Raw genomic sequence first — 15066 nt, 5'->3', positions numbered from 1 at the left:
GTGAGTAATCCTAAAGATAATATAAATTTAAAAAACCCGTGGCACTTTTTAGCCACAGGTTTTGGGAGTGGTTTATCTCCGATCATTCCCGGCACAATGGGTACCGTTGCCTCTATACCTTTGTATTTATTGATCGTTCAACTTCCCTTTGCGGTATATATTTTAATAACGATTGTTGCTGCGGTAATTGGTATTACTATTTGTCAGAAAACCTCTGATGACATGGGAGTACATGATCATGGCAGTATTGTATGGGATGAATTTGTTGGTTTCTGGATAACGATGGCCATTGCGCCAGTAGTGAGTTGGCAGTGGATACTGGCAGGATTTGTGTTGTTCCGATTCTTCGACATGATCAAACCATGGCCTATCAGTTGGCTAGATAAGCATGTGCATGGTGGTTTTGGCATTATGGTTGACGATATTCTTGCTGGTTTTATGGCGATGATTTGCCTATGGGGTGTTGGCCACTGGTTTGGCTGGTAATTATTATATTAGCTAGCTTTTCAGTATTTATACTTTCAGTTGGCTAGTATTATTAAACCGTGCATGGCGCGGTTTTTTTATGCGTTATGCTAAATCAATCAACAGGCTATAATTTGTTCGTCTAACCTTTATGTAAACTAAATCACTAATGGTTATGGTGAGATATGGGTTGGTTACACCTTGTTTGGGCTGCATTTCTTTTTACTTCTTTCTCGGCGCTAAGCCAAGTATATCCATCAACGGCAACTGGCTGGGTATTACCAGGTGTGTGGGAAGAGCCGTTAGCCACATCAGTGTTTGATTCCGCCAAAGAGGTAAAAGAGTGGGAAGTTCAGCATGCTGATGTAGTATTTGGCAGTTTAGATGATGTCGCTTTAAACCTGCAAACAATTGCTATGGGCTATATGTATACCCAGAAGTTTGACTGTCGACCTGAAGAAAAAACCGCATGGTTAAATAAAAAAACGGCAGAACGAGGTATCGATGTTGAAAATGCGTATCTTCATTACTTGGAAAATACCGTCTTATCTGTTCCTTCGATTGATGGAGGGATGGATTACTTACTAAAAGGGCAGCCCCTTCATTTATTACTCATTCGTGATGGTAACCTTTCGACCGCCCGACCGCCTTTAAGCCTTAAACCTTCAGACGAAATAATATTGATCTCTTCTTACCCGTTTGATCAGTTTGAGGTAGTTGCTGATACTGTTCCGAGTGTTATGAGAAGTGTTGCTGGTGATGATGGCAATATCGCTAAATGGACCTCGTCAGATACTCGGTGGATAAAGCGGAAAAATACTTGGCAAGGTGAATTTACGTTAGCATCCGCTTGGCTGTCATCATTCCCTTTTTACCAAGATCGTGAGATGAACACGGGGTTGAAAGTATTAAGTAGTGGCTTGAAAATTTGGGCCTTAAAGTTAAATTGGCCAGCAGGTACAACGCTGTCTGCTTTGAGTCTAAAGCCTTGGATTGAGGTTGATAATAACACCTTATCTTTCCCTGGCTGGGATGATCAAAATGATCGTAATCATGATGGATTTATTAATGAAATTGAATACAGCACAAGAGGTAATCTAAAAGCCAGTGCGCGTTTTAAGCATCAAGCGAGATTAATTCCAGCCTCAGGGTTGTGGAGAAATAGCTGTTGGTATCGAACCAATTTTAACCGCACTGAGATAAATGATTTATACGGTGATTGGTATCATTATGATTGGCAACGACAAGGTTTGAGCGGTGCTTATAACGATGATATGGCTAAGTTGCTTGGTGAAAATCAATTTACGTTAATTACTGGCGGGCAGATTGCAGAGCTTCCTTTTAAGGTTGGTAATGATGAGGCAGCTAAATTTTACGCCGAGCAGATGGCTGACTTTCTTCAAATAGTCAAAATTAAAACTGGCACACGCTGGCTAGCTGCAAATATATCAGAACTTAATCTTTGGGAGTACACCGCTTGGCCCGCACCGTTACGCGATATTATGGACGTATGGCTGCGTGAACATTATCTTAGCCCTGGAATGGGGTTAGATCGAATGCAACGATCGTGGGATAGCTTTGCATTGGCGAAATTAGGTGATAAAAGCTTAATCATGGCAACAACACGAGGGGGAAGAAGCGAAAACAATTTCACCTCAAGTATTGCATGGCATAAAGATATCGAGACGGGTTTAGCCTTATATTACTTTTTTAATTTACCCAAAGTAACGTATTACCATAGCTGGAATCAGACGTTTATTTACGGCAGTAATAATACCCAGTTTGATAATGATAATCACGGCTCGTCGAACTGGTATCGCCAAGGTATACCGAAAAATTGGGCTTATCAACCGACTAAAATGCTTGATATTTCCATTGGGTACCCCAGTAAAATTCCGAAAGGCTACAAGCCTGTTTACTGGAAAAGTAAGCAAGGTAAAGCAAAAACAACAGAAACAAAGCTTCTAGTCGGACAAGAAAAAGTGAGTTTACATAAAGCGAACTGGTTTTGGTTATATCGTTCTGGCTGGGTCAGTGAATTTCCAAATGAAGGTGTGATGGCAAGGCAATACAGTGGTGGTTTAGTGGTTTATCGAGCTTCTAAAGAACGTAATCAAGTCAGCTATTTTAATTCAAAACCCTTACGCGTTTCATTGCCTGGTGTATATCGACGGGTGAATCGCGATGGCTCGTTGAGTGCACCGATGCATTATATAGAATTGAATGGTTATGAAGGGGCAGTGCTTAAAAGAGTAAGATAGAGAGGTCGATTAGGCTGGGCAGAGAAGCGCCCTAGTTTCTAGTAAAGGCTAGAAACTAGGAGGAAGGCAAGTAAGTTGAGACTTACCTTTTAGCGATAAAAGCTTAAGTTAAGCAATATAATCACGAATTTGCTTTTCAATACCAGCGGCATCAATTTCTAATGCAGTATGCAGCTCTTGCTGTGTTCCTTGCTCAACAAAACGGTCGGGAAGACCAATGTTAAGCACTGGCTTTAAGCATTTTGATTTCATCATGAACTCGATAACGCCACTGCCAGCACCACCGGCAATAGCGTTTTCTTCAACCGTAACCAATACATCATGATTGGCGGCTAATTCTAGAATGAGCGCTTCATCAAGTGGCTTCACAAACCGCATATCAGCCACCGTTGCATTCAATTTTTCAGCGGCTTCTAACGTATATCCCAGCATCGTACCGAAACTCAGGATAGCAATTCTCTCACCTTGACGGCGAACAATCCCTTTACCGATTTCAAGTGCGGTCATTTCGTGCTGTATATCTGCGCCTAATCCATTACCGCGAGGGTAACGTACCGCACTTGGGCCTTGATGCTTATGACCCGTGTATAGCATTTGGCGACATTCATTTTCGTCGCTTGGTGCCATTATCACGATATTAGGAATACAACGCATAAAGCTAAGATCAAAAGCACCTTGGTGAGTTTGACCATCGGCGCCAACTAGACCACCACGATCAATAGCAAACATTACAGGAAGTTCCATAATGGCAACATCGTGAATTAATTGATCATAGCCACGCTGTAAAAATGTTGAGTAGATAGCAACAACGGGGTTATATCCACCGATAGCCATACCACTTGCTAGCGTTACAGCGTGTTGCTCTGCAATTGCGACATCAAAATACTGGCTTGGGTATTCTTTCGAGAAGCGTACCATGCCAGAGCCTTCACGCATCGCTGGCGTAATAGCCATTAGCTTTTCATCTTCAGCTGCCATATCACATAACCAATCGCCGAAAATCTTCGAGAAAGTCGGTTTAGCATTTGTCGCTTTTGGTAACGGGTTTTGGCTTAGATCGAATTTAGGTACAGCATGGTAATTAATTGGATCCGCTTCCGCTGGTGCGTAGCCTTTACCTTTTTTTGTCATAATATGAAGGAACTGTGGCCCTTTCAGATTACGCATATTTTTCAAGGTTTTGACTAATTCAGCAACATCATGACCATCAACAGGGCCAATATAGTTGAAGCCTAGCTCTTCAAACATGGTGCCAGGAACAACCATGCCCTTGATATGTTCTTCTGCGCGTTTAACCAATTCTTTGATCGGTGGCGCGCCAGCTAATACTTTCTTGCCGCCTTCACGAATGGTGGTGTAAAGGCTGCCAGAGAGTAAGCGAGCTAAGTGGTTGTTCAATGCGCCGACATTTTCTGAAATTGACATTTCATTGTCATTTAGAATCACTAACATGTCTGAATGTACATCACCTGCATGGTTCATGGCTTCAAATGCCATGCCTGCGGTAATTGCACCATCACCAATTACGCTAACAACTTTACGGCCTAAGCCTTCTTTATTAGCGGCGATAGCCATTCCAAGACCTGCACTGATCGAGGTTGAAGAGTGACCGACAGATAATACGTCGTACTCACTCTCACCACGCCAAGGGAATGGGTGGATGCCATCTTTTTGGCGGATCGTTGACATCTGGTCACGACGACCAGTCAGAATTTTATGTGGGTAAGCTTGATGACCTACATCCCAGATCAAATGATCAAAAGGTGTGTTATATACATGATGTAAGGCAACAGTCAGTTCTACAGCACCAAGACCTGAGGCAAAATGCCCGCTTGACTGGCTGACTGAGTTAAGCAAGTAGGTACGTAGTTCATCACATACCTCCGGTAAACTTTCAACCGGCAGTAAGCGTAGTTCATCTGGCGTATTGGCTAAGGCAAGATGAGGGTATTTTGATATATCCAGAGTCATAACATTTCGGCGCTTTTACTGATTTTAGTTATTGCGTTCGATAATGTATCGGGCAAAAACTTCTAATTGGGTTGTATTGTAGGGTATTGCATCCAATGCTTGTAGCGCTTCTTGATAAAGTTGTTGTGTTTTTTGTTGTGCACCTTCCAATCCAAGTAAGGCTGGGTAGGTACTTTTATCAAGCGCGAGATCTGAACCTTGTGGTTTCCCTAGGGTTTCAGTATCACTTGTGACATCAAGAATATCGTCTTGAACTTGGAATGCGAGACCAATCGCGTCGGCGAATTGGTTTAGCTGTGGCAATACCGCTACGCCTTTTTGACCTGCAGCGAGAGCACCTAAACGTACAGCACATCGGATAAGAGCTCCCGTTTTGTGCTTATGAATAGCTTCAAGCTTTTGTAAATCTACACGTTTACCTTCTGCTTCTAAATCAAGTGCTTGACCTACACACATTCCGGCAGCGCCAGAGGCTTGAGCAAGCTCTTTGATCATCGCAATACGTTGAGTATTACCGTCATCACTTAATTGACCATCTGCTAGAATTTCGAAAGCAAGTGTTTGTAAGGCATCTCCAGCAAGAATAGCCAAAGCTTCATCAAATGCAATGTGGCATGTTGGGTGACCACGACGTAGTTCATCGTCATCCATCGCTGGCAGATCATCATGAATTAATGAATAAGCATGAATACATTCAACCGCTGCAGCAGGAGTATCAAGATCGGCACATTCAGCCCCTAGCATTTGACCCGTAATATAGGTTAAAAACGGACGCGCGCGTTTGCCGCCGAGTAATGTGCCATATTTCATGGTTTTTACTAATGCTTGATCGGCAAAAGGCTGCGCTTCAAGCCATTGAGCTAAATGTTGGTTACTACGATCCTGATAATGTTTCAGTGACTGTGATAAAGTTAAATTGTTATTCATTGTTCTCATTAAATTCAGTCAGTGGTGCTTCATCATCAGCTTGAAGTAATATTTCTACACGCTGCTCTGCTTGCGTAAGTTTTTTCTGACTAGTGCGAGCAAGCATAATACCGCGTTCAAATTTCTTTAATGCATCTTCGAGTGCAATATCACCAGACTCTAACTCGTTTACAATGGAATCGAGTTCATCTAATGCAGCTTCAAATGCCATATTTTCTGGTTTTTTAGCGGCCATAAATCATTCACTATTTTCTAAGTGTTGGAAAAGTAACGCAGAGAGTAATCTGGGTCAAATTATGTCACATGATTTTGTGTTTGAGGCAGTAATTTTCGTCTTTTGAACGAAGAAAGCTAAATGAAAAACGAAAGGTGCCGATATAGGTACACTTCTGTAGAATACCGCTGTTGATTTAATAATAAATACGATGCGTCACAAAAAGGGGAGCTTTTCGTGGATTTGGCAACGCTTATAGGCCTAGTAGGTTCATTCGCATTTGTAGCAATGGCAATGTTACTAGGTGGCAGTTTAGGGATGTTTTTTGATGTTCCCTCGGTATTGATTGTACTGGGAGGAACCACATTTGTTGTTTTGATTAAATACAGCATTAGTCAGTTTTTCGGTGCAGCTAAAATTGCAGTGAAAGCATTCATGTTCAAAACGGACAATCCAGAAGACTTAATCGCTAAAATTGTTGAAATGGCTGACGCCGCGCGAAAAGGAGGATTTTTAGCGTTAGAAGAAATGGAAGTTGATAACACCTTCTTACGTAAAGGTATCGATCTGCTTGTTGATGGTCATGATGCTGATGTTGTTCGGGCGACGTTACAAAAAGATATCGGCTTAACCAATGAGCGACATGAAAAAGGGGTGGGTATTTTTAGCTCCTTTGGTGATGTTGCACCAGCAATGGGGATGATTGGTACGCTAATCGGTTTAGTTGCGATGTTGTCCAACATGGATGACCCTAAATCAATTGGTCCTGCAATGGCTGTGGCTTTGTTAACCACCTTGTATGGCTCTATTGTTGCGAACATGGTGGCAATACCGATTGCTGACAAATTGTCATTACGTAAGAACGAAGAGAAATTGAATCGTCGATTAATTCTTGATGGTGTTCTTGCTATTCAAGATGGTCAGAATCCGCGAGTGATCGATGGGTACTTGAAAAATTACCTTAATGAGAAAAAACGTGGCGTAGACGTAGATGGTTAGAGGTCACAATGGAAGAAGATGATTGCAAGTGTCCCCCTGGCGCGCCGTTATGGATGGCGACCTTTGCGGATCTAGCGACCTTGTTAATGTGTTTTTTTGTACTCTTGTTGTCATTCTCAGAGATGGATGTACTGAAATTTAAACAGATTGCAGGTTCGATGAAATTTGCTTTTGGTGTTCAAAATATGCTGGAAGTGAAAGATATTCCTAAAGGCACCAGTGTTATCGCGCAAGAATTTCGCCCTGGGCGACCTGAGCCAACACCGATTGAAGTTATCATGCAACAAACCATTGATATGACTCAACGTACGCTAGATTTCCACGATGGTGAATCAGACCGTGCCGGAGGCACCAAGCGTGATGCGGGTAAGTTAACTGGTGGGCAATCGGCTGATGTGGCAACTCAAATGAATCAAAATAATCAATCTGAGATGTCTGAGTCGCAAGAGCAGTTATTGGAAGTCATGCAAAAAGCACTTGATCGCGAAATTCAAGATGGTGCGATTGAAGTTGAAAATTTTGGTCAACAAGTCGTTATTCGAATCAAAGAAAAAGGGGCGTTCCCGGCGGGTTCTGCTTTTTTACAGCCTAAATTTCGGCCCTTAGTGCGACAGATTGCTGACTTAGTGAAAGATGTTCCCGGCATTATTAGAATTTCAGGTCATACTGATAATCAGAAGTTAGATTCTGAACTATACCGCTCAAATTGGGATTTATCTGCGCAGCGAGCAGTTTCTGTTGCTCAAGAAATGGAGCAAGTCAAAGGGTTTGATCACAAGCGATTACGGGTGGTCGGTTTAGCGGATACAGCGCCATTAAATAGCAATAAAACGGCAGAAGAACGGAAAGTAAATCGTCGCGTTGAGATTTCGATCATGCAAGGTAAGCCGCATTACTCTGATGAAGTGACAAGTGCAGACATACAGAAAAGCGCTGAATAGCTATTATTAGTCTTAAGGTGCGGGGTTTTAGAGCACCTATCTTTCTGTAATTGTTTGAGATTGAAAGGTGACGTCTATTTGATTTAGCGGCTATGGTTATAAGGTTTCAATAACAGCAAGGTTTCAGCAACTGCTTGCTTGCTGTATAATCCGCGCCGTTGATTCCGTTCGGTATTAATTTGGCCCAGTGTAGCGAAGCATGTTATGAAATTTATCGTTAAGCCCCATCCAGAGATCTTTTGTAAAAGCGACTCTGTTCGTAAACGTTTTATAAAGATTCTTGATAGCAACATTCGCATTATGGTTAAGCGTGTGTCTGAATCCGTTGCGGTATATAACCGTCGTTATCATATTGAAGTTACAGCAAACGATGACAGTGATCGCGATCAAATACTGGCGATTTTGATGCAGACTCCAGGTATTCATCATACGTTGGAAGTGAAGCAGACTGAATTTAAAGATTTGCACGATATTTTCGAGCAAACGCTTGAACTTGTTGGCGAACAACTAGAAGGTAAAACATTCTGTGTACGTGCTAAGCGCCGTGGCCAGCATGATTTTACGTCGATTGAACTGGAACGTTACGTTGGTGGCGGTCTAAACCAAGCGGTTGAATCGGCAAGTGTCAAATTAAAGAATCCAGATATAACAGTACGCGTTGAAGTTGATTACGATCACCTACATCAAGTATTACACCGCCATAAAGGCTTAGGTGGTTTCCCTCTTGGTACACAAGAAGACGTATTGAGCCTAATTTCAGGTGGCTTTGACTCTGGTGTTTCAAGCTACTTGCACATTAAGCGTGGCAGTAAAGTTCATTACTGTTTCTTTAATTTAGGTGGTCCTGCCCATGAGATTGGTGTGAAGCAAGTTTCTCACTTCTTATGGAAAAAGTACGGGTCATCAGCAAAAGTTAAATTTATCTCGATTGATTTCGAACCTGTTGTTGCTGAAATCCTTGAGAAAGTGGACAACGGCCAAATGGGTGTTGTGCTAAAACGTATGTTTATGCGAGCTGCTGGTCAGGTTGCAGAGCGTTATGGTATTCAAGCGCTTGTTACAGGTGAAGCGTTAGGTCAGGTGTCGAGCCAAACTCTAACCAACCTACGTATGATTGATAATGTGACGGACAGTTTGATTCTTCGTCCACTTATTAATTGGGATAAAGAAGATATCATTGATATTGCTCGTAATATTGGCACAGAAGAATTCGCAAAAACAATGCCTGAATTCTGTGGTGTTATCTCGAAAAATCCAACGATCAAAGCAGTCAAAGCCAAGCTTGAAAAAGAAGAAGCTAATTTTGACTTTGCTATCCTTGATCGTGTGATTGAAGAGGCGCGCGTGATGGATATTCGAGATATTGAAAAACAAAGCCAAGAACAAGCACCAGAGATAGAGCTTGTTGATCAAATTGGTGATGGTGCAATCGTTCTGGATATTCGTAGTCCAGATGAAGAAGACGAAAGTCCGCTTGTTATTGATGGCGTGGAAGTAAAACACCTTCCGTTCTATAAATTAGCGACTCAGTTTGGCGATCTTGATCAAAGCAAAGAATACTTATTGTATTGTGATCGTGGTGTAATGAGCCGCTTACAAGCACTATATTTGACCGAGAATGGTTACGGTAATATCAAAGTTTACCGCCCATAGTTGAAAGCATCATCAAAATAAAAAAGCGAGAACCTTGGTTCTCGCTTTTTTTATATCCTTGGTAAAACGTCGTAATGCATATTTGGCCATACAACCATCGGATCCGCGACTTCAGCCGCTTTTTCTTTACCCGCTAAACGAACAATAATTTCTAACGCAAATTCTTGTGAAGTGCCAGGCCCTTGGCTGGTTAGCAAATTGCCATTCACATCATATACAACTCGCTTAGTACGGCGACGTTCTTCAGGAATATAGTCTTGGAAGGCAGGGTGTGCTGTCATTATTGCAGTCGGAAACATGTTGTGATGCTCTAGAACAAGTGCAGGAGCAGCACAGATAGCCGCAATCAGCTTACCGTCGTACTTATGCTGCTCTACGAACTCAACCAGTAACGGGCTGTCACGGAAGCACTCAGCGCCACCCACACCACCAGGTAACACTACACAATCAAATTGTTCATCAGCAACCGTCACTAATGCCGCATCGGCAACTAATTTAATACCACGAGAGCCAGCAACGATTAATGCACCGTCTGAGGCAACACTGGCTGTTGTTACATCAAACCCTGCGCGCAAAAGAATATCAATCGTATTGATCGCTTCCATCTCTTCAGTACCGGGGGCGATACAAACAGCAACAGTCATTGTGCGGTTGTGATCATCATTTGTCATCGTGGTTTTGCTCCAATAATTTAACGTCTTGCCATAGCTGGGTATTCATTGGTACAGCAATGCCGTGTACCTTTGCCCGTGTAATGAGATAACCCGTAATATAATCGATTTCAGTCTTTCTTTGCTGGAAAATATCTTGATACATGGATGAATAGTTAGCCGCAGTCGCCTTAATAACGGTATCGACTGTTTGCTTTAACTTTTCTGCAGTTATATCGTAGTCTTCTGCCTGCATGACCTCTGCGACTTCATGGCAAACTTGCGTGAGAACGCTATGAAATTTAGGGTTTGCTAATTCACCATTTTGACATTGATGAATTGCTGTTAGTGGATTAATCGCACAGTTAATGGCTAACTTTTGCCACAACGGTTCATTAATATCATGATGCCAGCCACAAGGTGCTAAAGCTTGATCAAAGAGCTCTGCAAGGCTGTCGAAATCCTGTGCCGATTGATTAAAAGCACCTATCCATGTTGGACCTAATCCGGTATGGTTTATTTGTTCTTTGTTAGGCTTGAAAGCAGCTTGAGACGTGGTGGCATAAAGAATAGGGTGATCAATGAGCTGCGTTTTAACGTGCTGCTGTGTTCCCATTCCGTTATGCATAATCATAATGGGAGTGTGTGGTGCAGTATGATCAACTATGTCGTTTAAGGCTTGCTCAACCTGGAATGCTTTTACCGTTACAATGATAAGCTCGCTCTTGGCAATGCTTTGTATGTTATTGCTCGTAAAATCAAAGTGTTCTGGTGATAATGGCGTTTTAATATGATTTTTTTTATGAGTGCCATCTTCTGCTTGGATACTATCTTTTGTTTGAATACAGGCATTCAATACGATAGGGAATGATGGTTTGTTTGTTCTTGTCCAAAAGTGAATGTGATGACCTTGCTTCGCTAAGCGGCAAGCCCATAAACATCCGATGGCACCAGCGCCTAAAATCGTTATCTGCACGGCATTATTCCAAATTTATCTATTACTAAGATCATATCATGAGCTGGAATTATAACGGTATGGCTTGATGGTTTTTCTTTTTAAAGGGCTTTCGTCTTACGTTTTTAAGATACATAGGTTCTTAATGAAAATTATCATGAAGAACCTATGTAAAAAGAGCAGAAAAAGAGCGGTTAGAAAGAGGGGGACTTAGAATTTATAGGTAGCTGCAACGTAGTGGCTTATACCTGTTGATTCGAATGAATTTGTATCTTCAATTAAATACACATCATTATATAATTTGAAGCCATAGCCGACTGAATAGCGGTCGGAATGCCAATAAAGACCATTAAACATCACACCACCATGGCTGGCTTGAGAATTACCTTGGAAGCTACTTCCTGCACCAAATTGATAATCAATATAACCTTGATAAGCAACAAAACTACCATTATCTAAGGTATAAAAAGGTTTAAACCAATTGGTCGATATTTGATAACCATTCCAGTCTTTGGCGGTAATATTATAATAACCGTAGAAATTAAGCCCAACCTTGCCAAACCATGGCACATTGATATCGGACCCTATGCCCCAGAAGGAATTATTGGGTTCAAAATCAGCTTCTGTTCCGCCTCCCCAATTAAACAATGTTGCAAAGTAGAGTTCTTGTACGGGGCCAAAAGAAAGGTCTTTTCCGGTTACGGCATCGAGTGATACTCGTGGGGCAAATTTCATGAACATTTTAGGTTTGCCGTCTTTATCGCTGGCACTGCTTTCGGTTAAATCAAAAATATCAATATAACCATATAAATCAAAGATCCCAGAGCGTCCCCCAAACTCCATTTCCAAGTAATCATGCCCAGAATGAGCATCGGGATCACGAGGTAGTTCTTCATAGGCATACATAAGGTTGAATTGGAGCCATTTGTAGTCATTTTTGTGAATATCGTCGGAATAGTCGACGGCGAAAACGGTACTAGATAACGCTAAAGCTGAGCCAATACTGAGTGTAGAGAGTATTTTTTTCATGGAGAGATCTCGCTTTTATGCCGTTGCTGTTTCATTGTTTGGCATTGTTCATATTGTATTTGTCTTTGAACATAGCCTTAAAGTAGTGCTTTGTTCTGTACGGTCAAAAAATGAACAATGCATCTAAAACAAGGTTAGCGTAGATTCTTAGTTTTGTGTGAGGGTCTTAAATTTAAGCAAGTAAAGTGTTGCGCAGGTGGCATCAAAAAAGAAGAAGGTACTGAAAAAACACTGGAAAGAGAGGGAGTATTAAAAACGATAAGTGTCTTATTTTTGCGAATTATAGTATCAACTTGACGCTATTTTCTCTTAAATGTACTAAAAAAGGCGCCAATAGGCGCCTTTCATGTTCAATAAGAAGGGGGGGCTTCTTAGAACTTGTATGTAACTGATACGTAGTGCGCAGCACCTGAAGATTCTGCCTTTGGTGCCCAAGGTAGTGCTTCGCCATCTTTGAAGCCGTATACATTGTCGTACAATTTCAGACCGTAACCTACAGCAAAGCGATCTGAGTGCCAGTAGATACCGTTGAACATCGCGCCGCCAGTGCTAGACTGGTAAGATTCGTCATCGTTCATGCCGAATTGGTAATCGATGTAACCTTGGTAAGAAATGAAGCTACCGTTGTCAAAGAAGTGGAATGGTTTGAACCAGTTAGTTGAAATCTGGCCACCGTTCCAATCTTTAGTGTTTGAGTCGTATGTGCCGTAAAGGTTTAAGCCCATTTTGCCAAACCAAGGCACCATGATATCTGAACCTAGACCAATTTTCTGAGTGTTAACACCAGAATTACCGCCCCATTCCATAAGAGTCGACACGTAAAGCTCTTGAACAGGACCGAAAGATAGATCTTTACCCGTCATTGCATCAAGAGACATACGTGGTGCAAATTTCATGAAGATTTTTTCTGCACCAGCTTTGTCGCTGTCCGGATCTGATGTTAGGTTGAAAACGTCAACGTAACCGTAAAGATCAAAGATGCCCGAGCGACCGCCGAATTCCATTTCTAGGTAATCGTGGTTAGACTCAGCTCCTGCGCCTTTCTCATCCACAACGTACATTATGTTGAACTGTGACCAGCTGTAGTCATTCTTGTGGATGTCATCAGAATAGTCAGCTGCACTTACTACTGTAGGTAGTGCCGTTGCTGCTAATACGCTTAGTGCTACTAGTGATTTACGCATAATCAGATACTCGCTAATTGTGTCGATATGATCGGACTTATATGGGCTGTCCGTATTTATGGCAGTGATTCTATTGCTTTATGTCACCTTTGGGAATGTAACGATTGCGCAATCCTTTGCTAAGTGTGATCTTGATCGGCTGTAATCGATTTCAAAGAGAAGGTTTTAGTGATCTTTATGTTTTTTTTTTGACATTTAATTGAACTTTTTCAGAGATAGATAAAATTGGCATAATTTTAAGGTAAGTGGACAGGGGATTTAGAAGGGAAATTGGGTTATAAAAAAAGGAGAGATATTCTGCATCAACAGAATACCTCTTTGAATATCATTTTTAGAGTAAATATCGCCTTTGAATTGAGCTATGAAGTAAGGCTGGGGCTGACTTCATCATGCTTTTTGGTTTTCGTTGCCACTAAATAAACGAGCAGTAAAACGGGTAAGCCGATCAGTGCGGTCGTAAAGAAGAAAGTGTTATAACCAAAGTTGTCGACATACATGCCTGAAAACCCAGCAATGAACTTCGGGAATAACAACATTATTGAGCTAAATAGTGCATATTGTGTCGCTGAAAATGCGACATTGGTTAAGCTAGATAGATAAGTAATGAAGGCTGCGGTGGCAATACCGGCGCTTAAGTTATCGGCAGAGATAACAATAGCAAGCATAGGAATGCTATTACCAATAAAGGTAAAGAGCATAAACAATAAATTTGTGCAGGCAGCTAAAAATGCCCCCAGTGCCAATATACGCATAGTACCGAACTTACTGATCAAAATACCGCCAAGCCCAGCGCCTACTAGTGTCATGATCACACCATAGATTTTGGTGACAGAGGCAACTTGTGTCTTAGTGAATCCCATATCGACATAGAAAGCATTGGCCATTACCCCCATAACAACGTCAGAAATTCGGTAACAACCGATCAAGGCTAATATCAGTAAAGCATGGCGCCCATATCGATCGAAAAAGTCTTTAAATGGCATAACAGCTGCAGTATAGAACCATGCGATTATTCTGGCTTTTTTCGGAGTCATACCATCATTGATTAATTGTTGACGATATTCTCGCTCAGTATTTTCAATTTCAGCACTATCTATACTGGGTTCGTTAATGCAAAGAGCTGTAATAATGCCGACCAGCATAAAGCCAGCCATGATGAAGTAAGCGAACTTCCAACCCGTTACATCGTATTCTGTATCTGAACCAAACCATGCTGCAAATGCAAGCGAGCCGGCTCCAGCCATAATCATGGCCAGGCGATAACCTGTCATATAAGCGGCTGCAAGTGCTGCTTGAAGGCGTTCTGTTGCAAGTTCAATACGGTAGGCATCAATGACGATATCTTGAGATGCAGAGGCAAATGCGACAATAACTGCAAAAATGGCGAGCTGAACCAGATCGACTTGAGGGTTACTGAGTGCCATACCGCATAATGAAAGCACAATCATTAGTTGTGAAAACAACATCCAGCCGCGTCGTCGACCAAATAGGTGGGAAAAAACAGGAATAGGGAAGCGATCGATTAAGGGGGACCACATCCATTTAAAGCCGTAAGCGAGTGCTACCCAACTAAAGAAGCCAATATCAGTTCGGCTGACTTCGGCTTCACGAAGCCAAAACGACAGGGTACCAAATACAAGTAATATCGGCAGTCCAGAAGAAAAGCCTAGTGCCAGCATGATGAGCACTTTTTTCTCTAGATATACTCGCCAACCCTGATTGTTATTATCTTCTACCGCTTGTTCCATGAATACCTCTAGCCCTTGATAGCGTCGCCGCTGTATCTATCAATTATAAAGGTAAGCTACTGTGAACTT

13 protein-coding genes are annotated in these 15066 nt (G+C 41.9%); 5 read left to right on the top strand and 8 right to left on the bottom strand.

Going from position 1 to position 15066, the window contains the following annotated elements:
• Complete coding sequence (gene pgpA / locus C9J48_RS04435) at positions 1–486, top strand: phosphatidylglycerophosphatase A (RefSeq protein ID WP_006230845.1); 486 nt, start codon at positions 1–3, stop codon at positions 484–486.
• 164 nt (positions 487–650) lie between these two features.
• Complete coding sequence (locus C9J48_RS04430; RefSeq protein WP_006230846.1) at positions 651–2726, top strand: hypothetical protein; 2076 nt, start codon at positions 651–653, stop codon at positions 2724–2726.
• 108 nt (positions 2727–2834) lie between these two features.
• Here C9J48_RS04430 and dxs read toward each other — a convergent pair whose 3' ends face one another.
• From dxs to xseB, 3 genes are read right to left on the bottom strand one after another with little or no spacing between them, the layout of a single operon-like run.
• A complete protein-coding gene (dxs, locus tag C9J48_RS04425; protein ID WP_006230847.1) occupies positions 2835–4697 on the bottom strand; it encodes a 1-deoxy-D-xylulose-5-phosphate synthase in 1863 nt (620 codons plus the stop codon).
• A 24-nt stretch (positions 4698–4721) separates the two neighbouring features.
• On the bottom strand, positions 4722–5624 hold the full coding sequence (gene ispA, locus C9J48_RS04420; RefSeq protein ID WP_006230848.1) for a (2E,6E)-farnesyl diphosphate synthase: 903 nt from the start codon (positions 5622–5624) through the stop codon (positions 4722–4724).
• Positions 5617–5859 carry an exodeoxyribonuclease VII small subunit gene (gene xseB, locus C9J48_RS04415; protein ID WP_006230849.1) on the bottom strand — a complete coding sequence of 81 codons (243 nt, stop codon included), beginning with the start codon at positions 5857–5859 and terminating at the stop codon, positions 5617–5619. Before xseB ends, ispA begins: the two co-directional genes overlap by 8 nt.
• Positions 5860–6075: 216 nt before the next feature.
• On the opposite strand from xseB, the gene pomA reads away from it, so the two are divergent.
• From pomA to thiI, 3 genes are all read left to right on the top strand, one after another.
• On the top strand, positions 6076–6837 hold the full coding sequence (gene pomA / locus C9J48_RS04410; protein ID WP_006230850.1) for a flagellar motor protein PomA: 762 nt from the start codon (positions 6076–6078) through the stop codon (positions 6835–6837).
• 8 nt (positions 6838–6845) lie between these two features.
• A complete protein-coding gene (locus C9J48_RS04405) occupies positions 6846–7778 on the top strand; it encodes a flagellar motor protein MotB (RefSeq protein ID WP_006230851.1) in 933 nt (310 codons plus the stop codon).
• 204 nt (positions 7779–7982) lie between these two features.
• A complete protein-coding gene (gene thiI / locus C9J48_RS04400) occupies positions 7983–9431 on the top strand; it encodes a tRNA uracil 4-sulfurtransferase ThiI (RefSeq protein WP_006230852.1) in 1449 nt (482 codons plus the stop codon).
• 50 nt (positions 9432–9481) lie between these two features.
• Here thiI and yajL read toward each other — a convergent pair whose 3' ends face one another.
• The 5 genes from yajL to C9J48_RS04375 all read right to left on the bottom strand — a co-directional run bounded on the left by yajL (position 9482) and on the right by C9J48_RS04375 (position 14997).
• Positions 9482–10102, bottom strand: a complete 621-nt coding sequence (gene yajL, locus C9J48_RS04395) for a protein deglycase YajL (protein ID WP_006230853.1) — start codon at positions 10100–10102, stop codon at positions 9482–9484.
• Positions 10092–11057, bottom strand: a complete 966-nt coding sequence (panE, locus tag C9J48_RS04390) for a 2-dehydropantoate 2-reductase (protein WP_006230854.1) — start codon at positions 11055–11057, stop codon at positions 10092–10094. Before panE ends, yajL begins: the two co-directional genes overlap by 11 nt.
• A gap of 189 nt (positions 11058–11246) precedes the next feature.
• The gene (locus tag C9J48_RS04385; protein ID WP_006230855.1) at positions 11247–12065 is read right to left on the bottom strand and encodes a nucleoside-specific channel-forming Tsx family protein; all 819 of its coding nucleotides are present in this window, start codon (positions 12063–12065) and stop codon (positions 11247–11249) included.
• A gap of 371 nt (positions 12066–12436) precedes the next feature.
• Positions 12437–13249 (bottom strand): nucleoside-specific channel-forming Tsx family protein, encoded by an 813-nt coding sequence (locus tag C9J48_RS04380; RefSeq protein WP_006230856.1) that lies wholly within the window; start codon positions 13247–13249, stop codon positions 12437–12439.
• 359 nt (positions 13250–13608) lie between these two features.
• Positions 13609–14997, bottom strand: coding sequence for an AmpG family muropeptide MFS transporter (locus tag C9J48_RS04375; RefSeq protein ID WP_006230857.1), 1389 nt, complete (start codon positions 14995–14997; stop codon positions 13609–13611).
• Between the last annotated feature and the right edge of the window lie 69 nt (positions 14998–15066).

Source organism: Photobacterium profundum, assembly GCF_003026285.1.
Classification (GTDB): Bacteria; Pseudomonadota; Gammaproteobacteria; order Enterobacterales; family Vibrionaceae; genus Photobacterium; species Photobacterium profundum.
The sequence above is the reverse complement of the archived record's forward strand: the minus strand, read 5'-3'. Positions and strand labels throughout refer to the sequence as shown.

Bases quoted from the DNA above. Each gene is read 5' to 3' on its own strand.
- C9J48_RS04405 (WP_006230851.1), top strand. From the start codon at position 6,846: ATGGAAGAAGATGATTGCAAGTGTCCCCCTGGCGCGCCGTTATGGATG.
- C9J48_RS04430 (WP_006230846.1), top strand. From the start codon at position 651: ATGGGTTGGTTACACCTTGTTTGGGCTGCATTTCTTTTTACTTCTTTC.
- xseB (WP_006230849.1), bottom strand. From the start codon at position 5,859: ATGGCCGCTAAAAAACCAGAAAATATGGCATTTGAAGCTGCATTAGAT.
- dxs (WP_006230847.1), bottom strand. From the start codon at position 4,697: ATGACTCTGGATATATCAAAATACCCTCATCTTGCCTTAGCCAATACG.
- thiI (WP_006230852.1), top strand. From the start codon at position 7,983: ATGAAATTTATCGTTAAGCCCCATCCAGAGATCTTTTGTAAAAGCGAC.
- yajL (WP_006230853.1), bottom strand. From the start codon at position 10,102: ATGACAAATGATGATCACAACCGCACAATGACTGTTGCTGTTTGTATC.
- C9J48_RS04375 (WP_006230857.1), bottom strand. From the start codon at position 14,997: ATGGAACAAGCGGTAGAAGATAATAACAATCAGGGTTGGCGAGTATAT.
- C9J48_RS04380 (WP_006230856.1), bottom strand. From the start codon at position 13,249: ATGCGTAAATCACTAGTAGCACTAAGCGTATTAGCAGCAACGGCACTA.
- ispA (WP_006230848.1), bottom strand. From the start codon at position 5,624: ATGAATAACAATTTAACTTTATCACAGTCACTGAAACATTATCAGGAT.
- C9J48_RS04385 (WP_006230855.1), bottom strand. From the start codon at position 12,065: ATGAAAAAAATACTCTCTACACTCAGTATTGGCTCAGCTTTAGCGTTA.